We start from the raw sequence: 14098 nt of genomic DNA, 5'->3' as shown, positions 1-14098 counted from the left end.
AAGTTGTTCGCTCAGGCCGGGGCAAACTCCCAGCCTGAATAACGAGCGCTGCCGGTAGCTACGGCTGCCGGCAGAATTCACTGCTTTCGACCTGCATGGCAACTCAGACGTCGTGAGTACGCTAAGCAATGTTACGGCGACGTAAGACTTTCGCGCCGCCGATCGGGATCGGGTATACACCGATGAGGTCGCAACGGACATGATCGCGGCGCAACCAGACGACCCTCGAAACTCCTTCCACCCTTCCAGGGACGCCGCATATTTCCTCGACTGCCGTAAATTGGGCTGTTGATGCCGTCCTGGTGCGGAGCCAGCGGTTCCTTTGTACGCATCCGGTGAGGGCCGCAGGGTCGCTGCGACACGCTCAGGCGGCTTGAGCGAGCGGCACGTCTGAGGTGTCGGGTCGCCAGTTCCACGGGAGCAGTTCGGCGAGGCGCTGCTGTGGGAGGTCGGCGATGCGGGCGAGGACATCGGCGAGCCACGCTTGCGGGTCGATATCGTTGAGCTTGGCGGTGACGATGAGCGAGTACATGAACGCAGCGCGCTGTCCGCCGCGGTCGGAGCCGGCGAACAGCCACGACTTCCTGCCGAGGGCGACACCGCGCAAGGCTCGTTCGGCGGCATTGTTGGTCAGGCAGATCCGTCCATCGGCAAGGAACCGGGTGAACGCGGGCCAGTCCTTGAGCATGTAGTTGATCGCCACCGCGACCGGATTATGCCGGGCAAGCGTCGCACGCTGCTGGCGCAGCCAGTGTTCGAGCTCGGTTACGATGGGCGTGACGAGTTCCTGACGCACGGCGAGCCGCCCTTCGGCGGTCTTGCCGCAGATCGCGCGTTCGATGTCGAAGATACGGTCGATCCGCGCCACCGCCTCGAGCGCCAATGGCGAGATCACCGGGGCAATGTCGGGCTTGCGCTTCACCTGGGTGGCGACGTCGGCGAGAACGAAGAACTTGCGCCGTGCGTGTGCCCAGCACAGCGCGCGGGTGACCTGCCCGGCTGAGCGCCCCGGCTTGAACAGCTCGTTGTACCCGGCATAGGCGTCGGCCTGCAGGATGCCGTTATAGTGGGCCAGATGATCACGCGGATGCTCACCGCGCCGGTCGCGCGAGTAGTGGAACAGCGCTGCTGGAGGGGCTGGGCCACCGAATGGCCGGTCATCGCGGATATAGGTCCAGATGCGACCGATGTCGGTCTTGACCTTGGCCAGCACGGGCACCGTGGTATCGTCGCCGTGCAGGCGCTCGGCGGCGAGGACGTGGGCCTCGATCAACCGATGCAGTGGTTTAAGCGCGGCGGTGCAGGCGCCGACCTGGTCGGCCAGCGTCGACAGGCTGAGATCGACACCTTCATGCGCATAACGGTCGCGTTGCCGGTTTAACGGCTGGTGCTGCCCGAACTTCTCGAACAACAGCATCGCCAGCATACTTGCGCCGAACAGCCCCCGCGGGGTGACGTGGAACGGTGCCGGCGGCTGGCTGACGCGCTCGCAGGCCCGGCAGGCGAAGCGCTCGCGCACCGTCTGGATGACCTTCCACCGGCGCGGGATCACCTCAAGGGTCTCGGTGACATCCTCGCCGAGCTTCGACAGGCGGTCCGAGCCGCAGCCGGCGCAGCAGGTCGGGCTCGGGATCACGACACGCTCGCGCGGCAGGTGCGCGGGCAGCGGTTGCCGCGACGGTAGGGCGCGGACGAACGCGGTGACGGTCGTGGTCTTCGCGGCAGCACGTGCGGCGGCGGCTTCGTCGGCAGCGGCGGTCGCCTCGGCCTCCTCGAACACCAGCTCCATCTGGTCGATCAATCGCCGGCTGCGCTCCGAACGCTGGCCGAACCGGTCGCGCTTGAGCATCGCGATCTGGAGCGCCTGAAGGGCGATGCGGGCCTCAAGGTCGGAGTTGATCGCGCGAGCGTTGGCGGCGTCGGCCCGGGCGACGGCGGCATCGCTTCGTGCCTCGTCAAGCGCCTGTCGGAGCGCAATAATATCGGCGGGAGACAACGCTTCCATCGCCCCACAACCTAGCAAAATCGCGAGGAACCGTGAAGCGTTTTGGCGTCGTCTGGCTTGGGAAAAGACCCTATCCCGCAGCGCTTGGCCGCCATGTATGCTGCGGGTTACGCCAGTCGATGCCCTCCAACATGCACGCCATCTGCGACGCCGAGATCGCGACGACACCGTCGGTCGCGGAAGGCCAGACGAAGCGACCGCGGTCGAGCCGCTTCGCATAAAGCGACGTGCCGAGGCCGTCGTGCCACAGGATCTTCACTAGGCCACCGGTGCGTCCGCGGAAGATGTACAGGTCGCCCGCGTGCGGGTCGCGGCGCAGCCCCTGCTGCACCTGCAGCGCCAGCCCGTGCATGCCTTTACGCATATCGGTGTGACCGGTTGCGAGCCAGATCCGGACGCCACCCGGGACCGGGATCACCGCGCCAGCGACCGCAACACCGCCGTTACCAGCTTTGCCGGCGCGTCCGCCGCGATCCGCACGACCGAGCCACCGATCTCGACCAGCATCGCCGGCGGCGGTGATGATGCTGGCGCGACATCGCGGGGGTCGGCGCTGACAACGACCGGCGCAAAGCCCGCGCCCGCGTGGCCAGCGCCGTACAGGTCGCGACGCCACCGATAGATCTGGCTCGGTCGGACATCCGCGGCCCGCGCCACCTCAGCGACAATCGCGTCGGGCGCAAACGCCGCATCGATCAAGGCCCGCTTCTGCTCGTCGCTCCACTGGCGACGACGCTCGACACCCGAATATACCGTGACCTGGCCCATCGCACCGTCGCTAACACTGGTGCAAACACCGTCGCTTGCACCAGTGCTACGTCACCGCAGCCGTCAAATCACTCAAGGCGGCCCTCACCGGAAGCGTACGAAATAGCCACCGCTGTCTCCGCATCGGTCTTGCCCACCGTTATCGAATCAGGCTGGCCGCTGGGGGTGTTGATTGCGTGCATCGATCTGTCCGGCGTATCGCTGCTCATCATCGGCTTCACCCCGGCCGCAGCAAGCTTTTGGTCGTAGAATGCCATCACCTTCGGGATCGGATCTGCGGTCATCAGCACGACCTGCTTACGCGGTCCGCCCGGCATTCCAGTAGCGCCGTTGAACGCGACGTCGACCACCTGACTAACCGTCGCCCCAGGGTACACTGGAGCCCAGGCAGGCAGATCACTTGGGGCCACGGTTTGGTCGGGTGCCGCTACCTTGGCCACCATTGCCGGGCCATGACCGGTGTCGCCCATCGTCACGGTGCTGCCGCCATTACCGTCGTGCGCAATGGTCGTGCCGTTCGAGCCGCAGGCGGAGAGTAACGCAGCCGATGCGCAGGTCAGAATGGCTCGTCGCATGATCTCTCCACCTTGATAGCCGAAGGTTATATGCGACGCTGTGTCAGTCGTTAACCAGTTCCAGCTAAACGGGGGTTTGCGTTGGTGGAGTTGATGTGTCGAAGGCAGTGAACGATAGATTCACCCCGATCGACCGACTGCGTCAGACTGGCTGCGCACCGGTATTCGAGAACGGCATAGACCGTATCGACTGGATCGCGGGGGACGGGGCGCTCACCCGCATGAACGACGCCGGAAAAGCGGCGCTCGACGGCTTGGTCGAAGAGCTGTGCGGCTTGTCGTGGATCGATCTCTGGGCTCCCGAATCGCGGTCATCTGTTGCGTCACATATCGCCCTCGCCAGGGCAAACGGTTCGACGCGGTTTTCCGCTGCCAGCGATCTCGGCGGCTGCCGGCTGTGGTGGGATGTAGTGTTGTCGGTCGCGGGGGATGGCATGATCGCCCAAGCACGCGACGTCTCGGACACACTGGCGACTATGGACGAGTACCGCCGGCGCTCGCGACACGACGCCCTGACCGGCCTACTCAACCGCCCGGCTCTGCGGGACACACTCGCTCTCGAGATCGGGCGCAGCGAGGCGACCGGCAGCACCGGCGCGGTTCTCATGCTCGATCTCGATAATTTCAAGCTGATCAACGATACGCTTGGCCACGATGTCGGCGACCAGATTCTGCAGGCGGTCGCCGACGGTCTACGCGAAGTCGTCGACGATAATGGCTTCTCGGCGCGGCTCGGCGGCGACGAGTTCAGCGTCGTGCTGTCAAACATCGGCAACCTCGACGATTTGCGCGAAATCGTTGAAGCCTTGCTAGAGCGGCTCGGCAGGGCGGTCGAGATCAAGGGTCACCTCCTCCATCCGCGCGCCAGCATCGGCGCTGCACTGTTCCCCAAGCATGGCAAGTCACCCTCCGACCTGTTGAGGCATGCCGACATCGCACTTTATGCCGCGAAGTCCTTCGGACGCGGCGGCTATGTGCTGTTCGTGCCGTCAATGAACGGGCCGATCCGCCGCCGCGCCGCCGCGGCGGCTGCGGTGCGCGAGGCGCTCGCTGAGAACCGCGTCGATGCTTTCTACCAGCCGATGATCGATCTCGCCTCGGGCGGTCTGCTCGGGTTCGAAGCGAAGCTGCATGTCATCCTGCCCGATGGACTGGTGATGCCTTCGCGCGAGGTCGCTGCCTGCAACGAAGACGTCGATTTGGCGCGAGCGATCGGCGAGCGGGTTCTGGTCAAGGTCACCGACGATGCAAAGCGCTGGCGCGATAGCGGCCTTGTGCTGACGCACATCGCGGTCAATGCATGTGCGGCGGAATTCCGCACCGGCGACTATGCCGAGCGCTTCCTCAAGCGGCTCCACGATGCCGGGCTGCCGCCCGAGCTGTTCGAGCTTGAGGTCGCGGAGACCGTCCTCGCCAGCCGGGGTACTGACTACGTCGCAGCGGCGATCAAGGTCCTCAGCGCCGCAGGCGTCAAAATCCTGCTCGACGACTTCGGCACCGGTCCGGCATCACTCTCACATCTCAAGCGACTGCCGGTCAGCGGCATCAAGATCGACGAGTCCTTTGTTGATACCATCGAACATGACGCAAATGACGGTGCCATTGTCCGGGCGATGATCGGGCTAGCCAACGGCTTCGGGATCGGCCTCGCCGCCGATGGTGTGAGCACCGACGGTCAGGCACGGATGCTGGCGGGGCTCGGCTGCAAAATTGGCCAAGGCGATCTGTTCGGCAGGGCGAGTCCCGCCGTGGCAGCGGCATCGCTGCTCGCCGGTCACGCCTTCGCCGTCTAAACTCAGGAGTGGCTCAATGTCCACCTACACGCTTGTTTACGTCAGCAAGGCGGTCGGCTCAGCCGCCGGCGTCGACGCAGGCCGGGAGGTCGATGCCATCCTGACAACCGCGCGCCGGAAGAACGTCGACTGCGGGGTTACCGGCGCGCTGTTGGTGACCGAAGGGCGTTTCGTTCAAGCGCTGGAGGGCGAGCGCGATGCGGTGCAGGCAACGTTCGACCGCATCTCGCTCGATCCGCGCCACGAGAATATCGAGGTTTTGTCATCGCAGTTCGCCGATCGGCCACGCTTCACCGAATGGTCGATGGCGTTCGTCGGCGACACGCCCGCATTGCGTGACCGCTTCGCCGACGCGCCGCTGGCTGCCCTCGGGCGCCGACAAACGGGTGACGCAATGCTCGACTTCATGCTCGACGTCGCGCGGAGCCCTGACGACGACTACTGAAACCACGTGCGATAATTTGGCGGAATGTCTGCGTCGCTGCCTATCGCTGGAGAAAACAACGTTCGCTGGCGGCGCTCACCAATCAACGTCGAAGCTGAACGAGTGGCGAAAGTTGGGAAGCGGCGGGGGCAACGTGAATGACCGTTTCTGGGTCTCGTCCGCCGCGCGGGGCGGATTGGCGGCAGAAAGCCGCTGATGGACATCTAAGAAGCTGGATGCAGCGCGCAAGCTTCTGGCCGGCGGTACGAGGCAAAGAGAGATTTTCTCGGCGATCGGCCTGTCGGTGCGGACACTGCATCGACACATACCGGCCGCCACGGAGGTCTCAAGGTGCGCGATACATCGCGATACATGTTGACGCATGACGATATGTCGGTGCGAGATGCAGTGGCCACAGCCTAGCGAGCACGTGCGCTGCAGTCTGATCCATCTTCGAACTGGGGTGCAGCGCAAGCTCCGTCGGCACCGTCATAACCACCATCTTTGAGGGGGTTGGCGGGGTCGGCTTTACCTAAGGAAATCGACATGGCCGATCTGCACGATATCGTCGACACCGCAGTTGCTGCGGGTTCGTTCAAGACGCTCGTCACCGCCGTCACTGCTGCCGGCCTTGTCGACACTCTCAAGGGTGCCGGGCCCTTCACTGTCTTCTCCCCTAGTGACGATGCCTTTGCCAAGCTTCCGGCCGGCACCGTCGAGGACCTCGTTAAGCCCGAGAACAAGGCCAAGCTGACCGCGATCCTGACGCTCCACGTTGTGTCGGGTAAGGTCATGGCGGCTGATGTTTCCGGTCAGAAACTATCGCCCGCGTCGGTCAACGGCGAGGCGCTCCACGTCGACGGCACCAACGGCGTGAGCGTTAACGGCGCGCACGTCACGACCGCCGACATCGCTTGCTCCAACGGTGTGATCCACGTCATCGACGCGGTTCTGCTGCCCAAGGCGTAGGACGTGATCGACCGGCCGGCCATCAAGCCGGCCGGTAAACTACGCTCAAGAAGCCGTGTCTGTCGCCTTCGGCCGTTTAGCTTGATCAGCCAGCGCCGTGCTTACGACATCGGATCAAGCCCGCTGCCTTGCAATTTCTGCACACCGAACAGGCGCCCCACTTTAAATCAAACCGGATCAAAATTCGGGATCTGGAGTTGGTAGTTCCGTAAAACGCTCATCCTTCAGGGCGAAAGGTATGAGTGATGGTAACCAGCAGCGCGCGTCCCGTCGTGCTCGTCGTTGAAGACGAGGCGCTAATCCGTATGGGCGCGACTGCGCTCGTTCAAGATTTGGGATATGATTTTTTTGAGGCCTCTAGCGCTGACGAAGCGATCACGCTCCTCGAAACGCACCCCCAGATCACGATCGTATTTACCGATGTTCAGATGGCAGGGTCCATGGACGGGCTGCAGCTTGCTTCTTATGCCCGTGACCGCTGGCCGCCGCTTCGCTTCATTATCGTTTCGGGCAATCAAATTGCGGCCGCGCACGAGATTCCGGAGGGAGCGCTGTACTTCAGCAAGCCCTACAATGCGGCTACGGTCGGCGAGGCGATACGCGCATTCGCCTAGTAGAGTTTTAGAGCCTGCGGCTAGACCGCCTGAACCTCGGGCTCGCGAGCGCTCCCGACAAGCCTCAACTTGGTCCAATTAACGGTTACGGTCGTGCCCGGCCAAGCGGGAGCAACGTGAACGGTTGCATGAAGTTGCTTGGCGAGCGCGTTCACGATCGTCGTCCCCAAACCAGCCTTGGCGTCGTCCGCATCGCGCGGCATTCCTACGCCATCATCGGCGACGGTAAGCTCCCACCCCTTGGCGTTTTCGTTATAGCCGACATTGATTTCGCCGTGGCGATGGTCGGGGAATGCGTGTTTGAGCGCGTTGATGACCAGTTCGGTGACGATCAGACCGATGCTCACCGAGGTGTTCGGGCTGGCGCTGCTATCATCGACGTCGACGGCGATCGACAGCTGGTCATGATCGACGATCATTGAGGCACCGATGCTCCGGCAGAGCTGGCCGAGGTAGGGCTGCATAGCCACGTCGTCCAGGCTTGAAACCGCGAGCTGGCGCTGTAGTTCGGCGACCGACATCACCCGGTTATGAGCGTTGGTCAGGTGGCCACGCAGTTCCTCCGACTGGGTTTTACGGGCGCTCTGCATCAGGACACTGGCGATAATTTGCAGGCTGTTGGCGATCCGGTGCTGAAGCTCCTGGAGCAGCACAGATTTTTCGCGGATCAGATCGTCTCGAAGGCGGTCGTTGGCGCGGGTCTCGGTTACGTCGGTGATCGCAACGAACAGGCGCACCGCTTCGTGATCGTCATAATCGAGTCGATGAGCGTTTACACACAGCCGGCGCACACCCCGGTCTGTCGTCTGCAGGTCGAGTTCGTAGGCCTCGATTTTCGCGCCGCCTGAGGCGACTGCCGTCAAAAGCGACCGCAGCCGTGGCGAATCCCATTCTCCCGTTCCCAGCGAGAACATGACCCGACCGGTCACCTGTGCAGGATCGACCTCAAACTCCCGGCAAAAGGCCAGGCTCGCGGCGACGACATCGAGATTGCCATCGAGCAACAGCAGCGGGGTGCCGGCGGACGCGACCATGGCAATCGCCAATGTGAGTTCGACGGCAGGGGGCGGCGGAACGGGAAGATTCACGACGTGTCCCTCTCTGGGACCGGAGACTCGCAAAGCGAAAGCCATACCCGGCAGATGCAGTGTGCGACGGCACGCAGGCGTTTTGCCGAAAGTACGCTTTCGCGCCTAGCACGTATTGCTCCGGGCTGCGGGATGTTTTCAGGACAGAGACAGATATGGACGCCAGCCGAGGGGCAAACAACGCTCATTGACACGCCAAACGCTGGCGAATTTGGCGGCGCTGCCGGTTACCGGCGACATTGGCGGAGGCGCAGCGTCACGCGGCTATCCCCAATCTCGTCCGCCAATCAAAGTGCCCGCTTCGCCGCCGTCCGGGTCAAACCCGATTTTGCTGTTCAGCTGGCTTTTGCCGATAGCCTGAATCAGCCAGGGCCGACGTGAATGAATGGCAGATTTCGGGAAGCGACAAATTGGCCGTGAACGTCCGGATGTGGGTCCTGATGGTCGAAGGTGCGGTACTGCGATCGACAACAAACGGCGTTCGCGAGCGTCCGGCCTAAACCGGCTTCTCCAGCGAAACTGGCGGGATTGAAAACCAGGCCGGTCCGCTTTCGGTCATGTGGAAACAATCCTCCAGCCGCACCCCGAACTTGCCGGGCAAGTAGAGCCCGGGCTCGTCCGAGAAGCACATGCCGGGCCTTAGCGTCGTCGTCTCGTTATGGACGAAGTTGACCGGTTCGTGCCCATCAAGGCCAATGCCATGGCCGGTGCGATGCGAGAGGCCGGGCAGCTGGTAGCGCGGGCCGAAGCCCTGCTTCGCGTAGAAAGCGCGGACGGTATCATCGACCTGGCCTGCGGGAATGCCGACGCGCGCGGTGCGGAAGGCGATCTGCTGGCCTTCGTGAACCGTGTACCACACTTTGCGGACATTGTCGGGTGCCTTGCCAAGCACGAAGGTGCGCGACACGTCGGATTGATACCCCTGTACGGTGCAGCCGCAATCCATCAGCACCACTTCGCTTTCGCACACGCGCTGCGGCTTGCGCGATCCATGCGGGTAGGCGGCGGCCTCGCCCAGCAGGACGAGGGAAAACTCGGGTGACGTCCCCCCGTTTTCTTCCTCCGGTTTGAGTGAGAGTTTTCCGGCGTTGTGACCACCCGCGAGGAGGAGCAGGCCGTGAAGAAGAGCAGGTATACTGAGGAGCAGATTTCGTACGCGCTGCGGCAAGCCGAGACGGGCACGCCGGTGGCTGAGGTGATCCGGCGGATGGGGATTTCCGAGCAGACTTTTTACCGCTGGAAAAAGCTGTACGCCGGGCTCGGCGTCGGCGAGCTGCGGCGGCTGAAGCTGCTCGAGGAGGAGAACCGCAAGCTCAAGCAACTCGTCGCGGACCTCAGCCTCGACAAGCATATCCTGCAGGACGTGCTGTCAAAAAATGTATGGTCCGCCCCCGTCTGGCAAGCGTGAGATGTGGTTGGCGGCACAGTCTGCGTAAATGTATCCGGCCTGTTGGTGGGACATCTCGATCCCTGGCCATGATGGGATACGCGTTACGATCGGCCTTTCAAGCTGGTCCAGCCTTTGACGGCTGCATTTTTGGCCAGGCTTCGATCGTGTCACCATCGACTGTTTGCCATCACTCCTCTCGCTGCAGACCTCTTCGTGCGGGTGCCCGGCTCAGGCGGCGATCGGCATAGGTGGCCGATACTCTTCCTGCCGGGCCAGCACCGCCCAACTGATGCGTACGATCTTGTTCGCCAGCGCGACGACGGCGACGTTCTTGTGGGTTCGCGTCTCGAGCTGATCGAGCCAGGGGCCGAGGCCGCGATCACGCTTCATGTGCAGGCTCGCTGATCTGGCACCGTGGATGAACAGCCGGCGCAAGGAGCTGTTGCCACGCTTCGACATGCCGAGCAGCTTCGGCTTGCCGCCGGTGGAGTGTTGGCGTGGAACAAGGCCAAGCCACGCGGCCAGATCGCGACCGCGCTTGAAGCCGGTGCCATCGGCGACTGCGGCGACCAGCGCGGTGGCGACCAACGGCCCAACACCGGGGATGGCGAGCAGGCGTCGGCAGCCGGCATCAGCAGCCGCGATCGTCTCGATCTCCTTGGTCACCGTCGCGATGTCGGTGTCGAGTCCGCGCCACTCACCCCATAGCTGCCGCAGGATCAGCCGCATCCCTGGCGAGAGCGTGGACCGCTCGTCGGTGAACAGCATCGGCATCTCGCGCGCCATGTGCTGCCGGCCGGTACGGAACACCACCCCGCGCTCCAAGAGGAACGCGCGGATCTGATTGATGACGGCCGTCCGCCGGCTGACGAGCCGCTCGCGTACACGATGCAGCGCTTGAAGATCGAGCTGCTCGACCGATTTGACCGGCACGAAGCGCATCGTCGGCCGTTGCACGGCCTCGGCGATTGCTTCGGCATCGAGATAATCATTCTTGTTGGACTTGACGAACGGCTTCACGAACTGTGGCGCCATAAGGCGAACATCGTGTCCAAGCGCCGTCAACTCGCGCGCGAGATGATGCGCACCGCAGCAGGCCGCCATGCCGACGAGACATTGCGGCACCGTGCCCATGTGCCGCATCAGCTGGGTGCGGCTGAACTTCTTCTTCCACTGGATCGCGCCGGATACATCAACCGCAACCAGGTGGAACGAGGTCTTGCCGATATCGATGCCAATTACCGCTGCTTCTGTCATGACGGTCCTCCTTGATGAAGGCGGTCAGAATGCTCCCGACCGCGTCGCTCCGTAAGGGGGCGGACCATCCCACAAGCTCTGACGCCTGGGCGACAACGCGAGCTCGTCGCGTCCGTCCAGGCGTCTCACGGCGTCAGCCAGCGGCGCAGCTGCCTGGCGCTCGACGTCGATCGTTCGCTGGTCCGCTATGTCTCGGTCAAGCCGGACCAGGCGCCGCTGCGTCTGCGCATCCACGACCTGGCGCGGACGCGGATGCGGTACGGGTATTTCAGGATCTACATCATGCTCCGGAGGGAGGGCTGGTTGGTGAACCACAAGCGGGTCTACCGCCTGTATCGACAGGATGGACTGAGCCTTCGGCTCAAGAAGCCCCGGCGCAACGTCAGCGCCGCCGACCGGGTCCGGCAGCCGGCAGCGGCTGCACCGAACGAGATGTGGTCGATGGACTTCGTCTCGGACGCGTTGTTCGACGGCCGGCGCCTGCGGGCGTTGACCGTCGTCGACACCTATACCCGCGAGGCGCTGGCGATCGATGTCGATCAGGGCATCAAGGGCGAGCAGGTCGTCGAGGCGATGGCACGGATAGCGGGCACACGCGGTTCGCCCAAGAGCATTCGGGTGGACAATGGTCCGGAGTTCATCTCGAAGGCACTCGATCGCTGGGCCTATGAAAACGGCGTTACGCTAGACTTCTCACGCCCGGGCAAGCCGACCGACAACGCCTTCGTGGAATCGTTCAACGGTCGCTTGCGCGACGAGTGCCTCAACGCACACTGGTTCCTGTCGCTGGCCGATGCCCGGGCCAAGATCGAGGCATGGCGAAGCTTCTACAACGAGAGCCGGCCTCACACATCGCTTGGATGGCTGACGCCGAACGAATATGCTGCTGCGGCGACTCTCCGGGTCGCCAAATGAACGCCGGATGCTCACCTTCAAACTGGAGGAAAATCCGGGGGACCCTCAGTTTCGCGATCGGGCTATTGTCGTGCAGCAAAAGACTAACCGGCCAGTCCAGTTTGAACTGATGGATACGGCCCGGAAAACGATGCGCGCGTGGCTGGAGCGGCGGGGCGGCTCGCTGGGCGAATATGTCTTCCCCAGTCGGAACGACTACATGGGCCACATGAGCACACGCCAATATGCTCGCCTGGTACATGAGTGGGTCGCCGGCATAGGCCTTCAGCCGCACGACTATGGCACCCACTCGCTTCGGCGAACCAAGGCGTCGATCATCTACAAGGCCACCGGCAATCTAAGAGCTGTCCAGATCCTGCTTGGCCACGCGAAGATTGACAGCACGGTGCGCTACCTTGGCGTTGACGTGGAGGATGCCCTGGACTTGGCGGAGCGAACCGAGATCTGAGCAGACCCAGTTGCGGAAGTTCGCGCCATTCTACTAGGTTCCCAAGATCGGACGTTCATTCACGCTGTGGTAGATCGCGTTGTGGCCGGCAACTCTGGCGAAGGCAGCGCTTTCGAAGGCCGCGACGATACTTATTAGCCGATAATACCGGCCACCCGACACCGCGACCGCATGTCTGGGACCTTGCAGATGTCGGGTGGCCCGGCGCGGCGCCAGTAAGCCGCAAGTCCAATCTCCTCCATCAGATCGAAAATTGCCGGGTCGGTCCATAACGGCCCGGCTGGCGGGAGAAAGAGCGCGGCAGTTGGCGGGTCTGCATCGGAGGGCTGTCCTATGTTTGGCAGGACCGTGGCACGCGGCGTCGCCATCAGGCGCGCCCCGTAAAGTCGGCGTGCCAGCGAGAGCGCAGCACCCGGCTGCCCTAATGCAACTGCCGCGCGAATCGCCCTTTCGGCGTCGGCTTGGCCATTCCTCGCGGTTTCAGCAAGCGTCGCCAGCAATGCACTCGCGTCGGCAGCGCTGCGTGACGCCATTGCTCTTGCAGTTCGCGCCGCCAGTTCGATTTCCGCAGCGCTCGTCTGCTTTGGCCAGCCACCGCGGTCAGCGGCCATCGCGAGCGCCCGCTCAGGCTGGCCGTTAAATGTCGCGAGATCGAAACGCGTAAACCAGATCAGCCGGTCGCGCGGCCAGATCTTGGCGGCGTCGTCCGCCTCACGGTCCGCATCAACAAGCCTTCCGGCGGCGGCGAGCAGCTCGATGTGCGCGGCCCGAACCCAAGGCACCAATGGCGAAGTTGCGATCACCGGGCGGATCGCTGCCAATGCCGCCCGGTTTCGGCCTGTCGCCATCAGAAACTGAGCCTCCTGAAAGGCCAGTGGACCGTTATCAGGGCGAGATCGCGCCTTCGCAGCGGCGAGCGCTGCCGCCTTCGCCGTCCACCGGCCAAAAGTAGGCTCCAGGCTAACCAGCGCCGCAGCCGACCGGCTTTCGCGAGGATCGAGGCCAAGGCCTCGATTGGCGGCGTCGCGAACACGGGCCGCGATCCCCACACGCTCACCTGGGGCGGCCCAGCCCAGGCTGAGCACGTAGCTCATGGCGAGCGAGCCCCACACCGGCGCAGCACGCGGAGCAAGCGCAGTCGCCTGGCGCAGATAGCCAACGCCCTCTGCGGTCTGCTCCGGTGTATTCTCGAACATCGATGACAGCCCGCGGGTTTCGAGGTCGGTGACGGCTGCCGGCATTGCAGCCGGTCCCGCGAAGTGGCCAACGGGTGTGGGCTCGCGGCGGCCGGCCACGACCATGATGACGATAAGGAGGCTTGCCGCGGAAGCCGGGACGAGCCACCAGGCCCGGTGCTGTGCGCGAACTGGCGTCGGCTCGGTCGCCGACTCTACCACGGCAACAGCGTCCTGGAGCAGCCGGTGCCCGGACCGCGCGACCGTCTCCACGCGGAAGGCGCCGCCGCTCGCCTGCGCGACGCGCCGAAGCTTGCTGATGATGCGGTTGATAGCGTCCTCGCCGACGACCCTGCCGCTCCAGCACTTCTCGATGAGTTCGTCCCTCGACACGACCCGACCGCCGGCATCGGCAAGTGTAACAAGAACCTGCATCACCTTGGGTTCGACCATCACCGGGCCGTCCGCACCGACCAATTCGCGCGAGGAGGGGCGAACCCTGATCTGCCCAAGGTTGAAGTCGGCGCAGTGGGCCAGGTCGATCATTACCGTCAGCGTACCCGAATGGTCGGCGAAAAGTCGGCAAAAAGTCGTCGCGCGGTCCTATCGTTTAAGCAGCCGCTACGGCAACTCGAAGTTGCGGGCGTGCAGCCCCGTTTTGTGGAGCAGCGATCGTG

General features: G+C 63.7%; 13 protein-coding genes and 2 pseudogenes. 7 read left to right on the top strand and 8 right to left on the bottom strand.

Annotated features, from left to right (window positions below; genetic code table 11):
* Positions 1–364: 364 nt before the first annotated feature.
* From KX816_07345 to KX816_07330, 4 genes are all read right to left on the bottom strand, one after another.
* A complete protein-coding gene (locus KX816_07345) occupies positions 365–2005 on the bottom strand; it encodes an IS66 family transposase (protein QXQ07805.1) in 1641 nt (546 codons plus the stop codon).
* Between the two features lie 70 nt (positions 2006–2075).
* On the bottom strand, positions 2076–2423 hold the full coding sequence (gene tnpB / locus KX816_07340) for an IS66 family insertion sequence element accessory protein TnpB (protein ID QXQ07804.1): 348 nt from the start codon (positions 2421–2423) through the stop codon (positions 2076–2078).
* Positions 2420–2773, bottom strand: a complete 354-nt coding sequence (locus KX816_07335; protein ID QXQ07803.1) for a transposase — start codon at positions 2771–2773, stop codon at positions 2420–2422. Before KX816_07335 ends, tnpB begins: the two co-directional genes overlap by 4 nt.
* Positions 2774–2841: 68 nt before the next feature.
* A complete protein-coding gene (locus tag KX816_07330; protein ID QXQ07802.1) occupies positions 2842–3348 on the bottom strand; it encodes a hypothetical protein in 507 nt (168 codons plus the stop codon).
* A 107-nt stretch (positions 3349–3455) separates the two neighbouring features.
* Here KX816_07330 and KX816_07325 point away from each other — a divergent pair, with 107 nt between their 5' ends.
* The 4 genes from KX816_07325 (at position 3456) to KX816_07310 (ending at position 7148) form a co-directional block, all read left to right on the top strand.
* Entirely contained in the window at positions 3456–5141 is a 1686-nt protein-coding gene (locus KX816_07325; GenBank protein QXQ07801.1) for an EAL domain-containing protein, read from the top strand.
* A 16-nt stretch (positions 5142–5157) separates the two neighbouring features.
* Positions 5158–5586: a BLUF domain-containing protein gene (locus tag KX816_07320; GenBank protein ID QXQ07800.1), complete on the top strand. Its 429-nt coding sequence runs from the start codon at positions 5158–5160 to the stop codon at positions 5584–5586.
* Positions 5587–6111: 525 nt separating this feature from the next.
* The gene (locus tag KX816_07315; GenBank protein ID QXQ07799.1) at positions 6112–6534 is read left to right on the top strand and encodes a fasciclin domain-containing protein; all 423 of its coding nucleotides are present in this window, start codon (positions 6112–6114) and stop codon (positions 6532–6534) included.
* Between the two features lie 245 nt (positions 6535–6779).
* A complete protein-coding gene (locus tag KX816_07310) occupies positions 6780–7148 on the top strand; it encodes a response regulator (GenBank protein QXQ07798.1) in 369 nt (122 codons plus the stop codon).
* Positions 7149–7168: 20 nt separating this feature from the next.
* Here the strand turns inward: KX816_07310 and KX816_07305 are convergent, their stop codons facing one another.
* Together KX816_07305 and KX816_07300 are read right to left on the bottom strand one after the other, a co-directional pair.
* Positions 7169–8281, bottom strand: a complete 1113-nt coding sequence (locus tag KX816_07305) for a PAS domain-containing protein (protein QXQ07797.1) — start codon at positions 8279–8281, stop codon at positions 7169–7171.
* A gap of 451 nt (positions 8282–8732) precedes the next feature.
* On the bottom strand, positions 8733–9461 hold the full coding sequence (locus KX816_07300; GenBank protein ID QXQ08448.1) for a M24 family metallopeptidase: 729 nt from the start codon (positions 9459–9461) through the stop codon (positions 8733–8735).
* Between KX816_07300 and KX816_07295 the strand changes: the two are divergent.
* A pseudogene (locus tag KX816_07295) lies at positions 9354–9611 on the top strand (transposase). The gene KX816_07300 and the pseudogene KX816_07295 overlap by 108 nt on opposite strands.
* Positions 9612–9854: 243 nt before the next feature.
* Here the strand turns inward: KX816_07295 and KX816_07290 are convergent.
* Complete coding sequence (locus KX816_07290; GenBank protein ID QXQ07796.1) at positions 9855–10883, bottom strand: IS110 family transposase; 1029 nt, start codon at positions 10881–10883, stop codon at positions 9855–9857.
* Between the two features lie 72 nt (positions 10884–10955).
* Here KX816_07290 and KX816_07285 point away from each other — a divergent pair.
* Positions 10956–11798 (top strand): annotated as a pseudogene (locus tag KX816_07285) (IS3 family transposase).
* Positions 11799–11805: 7 nt separating this feature from the next.
* Complete coding sequence (locus KX816_07280; protein ID QXQ07795.1) at positions 11806–12246, top strand: tyrosine-type recombinase/integrase; 441 nt, start codon at positions 11806–11808, stop codon at positions 12244–12246.
* A gap of 134 nt (positions 12247–12380) precedes the next feature.
* On the opposite strand, the gene KX816_07275 is transcribed toward KX816_07280, so the two are convergent.
* Positions 12381–13967, bottom strand: coding sequence for a winged helix-turn-helix domain-containing protein (locus tag KX816_07275; GenBank protein ID QXQ07794.1), 1587 nt, complete (start codon positions 13965–13967; stop codon positions 12381–12383).
* Between the last annotated feature and the right edge of the window lie 131 nt (positions 13968–14098).

This window comes from Sphingosinicellaceae bacterium, assembly GCA_019285715.1.
In the GTDB taxonomy this organism is placed as follows: domain Bacteria; phylum Pseudomonadota; class Alphaproteobacteria; order Sphingomonadales; family Sphingomonadaceae; genus Glacieibacterium.
Note: the sequence above shows the minus strand (reverse complement) of the source record. Positions and strands in the feature narration are given on the sequence as shown.

Bases quoted from the DNA above. Each gene is read 5' to 3' on its own strand.
- KX816_07275 (QXQ07794.1), bottom strand. From the start codon at position 13,967: ATGATCGACCTGGCCCACTGCGCCGACTTCAACCTTGGGCAGATCAGG.
- KX816_07280 (QXQ07795.1), top strand. From the start codon at position 11,806: ATGCTCACCTTCAAACTGGAGGAAAATCCGGGGGACCCTCAGTTTCGC.
- KX816_07345 (QXQ07805.1), bottom strand. From the start codon at position 2,005: ATGGAAGCGTTGTCTCCCGCCGATATTATTGCGCTCCGACAGGCGCTT.
- KX816_07290 (QXQ07796.1), bottom strand. From the start codon at position 10,883: ATGACAGAAGCAGCGGTAATTGGCATCGATATCGGCAAGACCTCGTTC.
- KX816_07305 (QXQ07797.1), bottom strand. From the start codon at position 8,281: ATGGCTTTCGCTTTGCGAGTCTCCGGTCCCAGAGAGGGACACGTCGTG.
- KX816_07315 (QXQ07799.1), top strand. From the start codon at position 6,112: ATGGCCGATCTGCACGATATCGTCGACACCGCAGTTGCTGCGGGTTCG.
- KX816_07335 (QXQ07803.1), bottom strand. From the start codon at position 2,773: ATGGGCCAGGTCACGGTATATTCGGGTGTCGAGCGTCGTCGCCAGTGG.
- KX816_07330 (QXQ07802.1), bottom strand. From the start codon at position 3,348: ATGCGACGAGCCATTCTGACCTGCGCATCGGCTGCGTTACTCTCCGCC.
- KX816_07320 (QXQ07800.1), top strand. From the start codon at position 5,158: ATGTCCACCTACACGCTTGTTTACGTCAGCAAGGCGGTCGGCTCAGCC.
- KX816_07310 (QXQ07798.1), top strand. From the start codon at position 6,780: ATGGTAACCAGCAGCGCGCGTCCCGTCGTGCTCGTCGTTGAAGACGAG.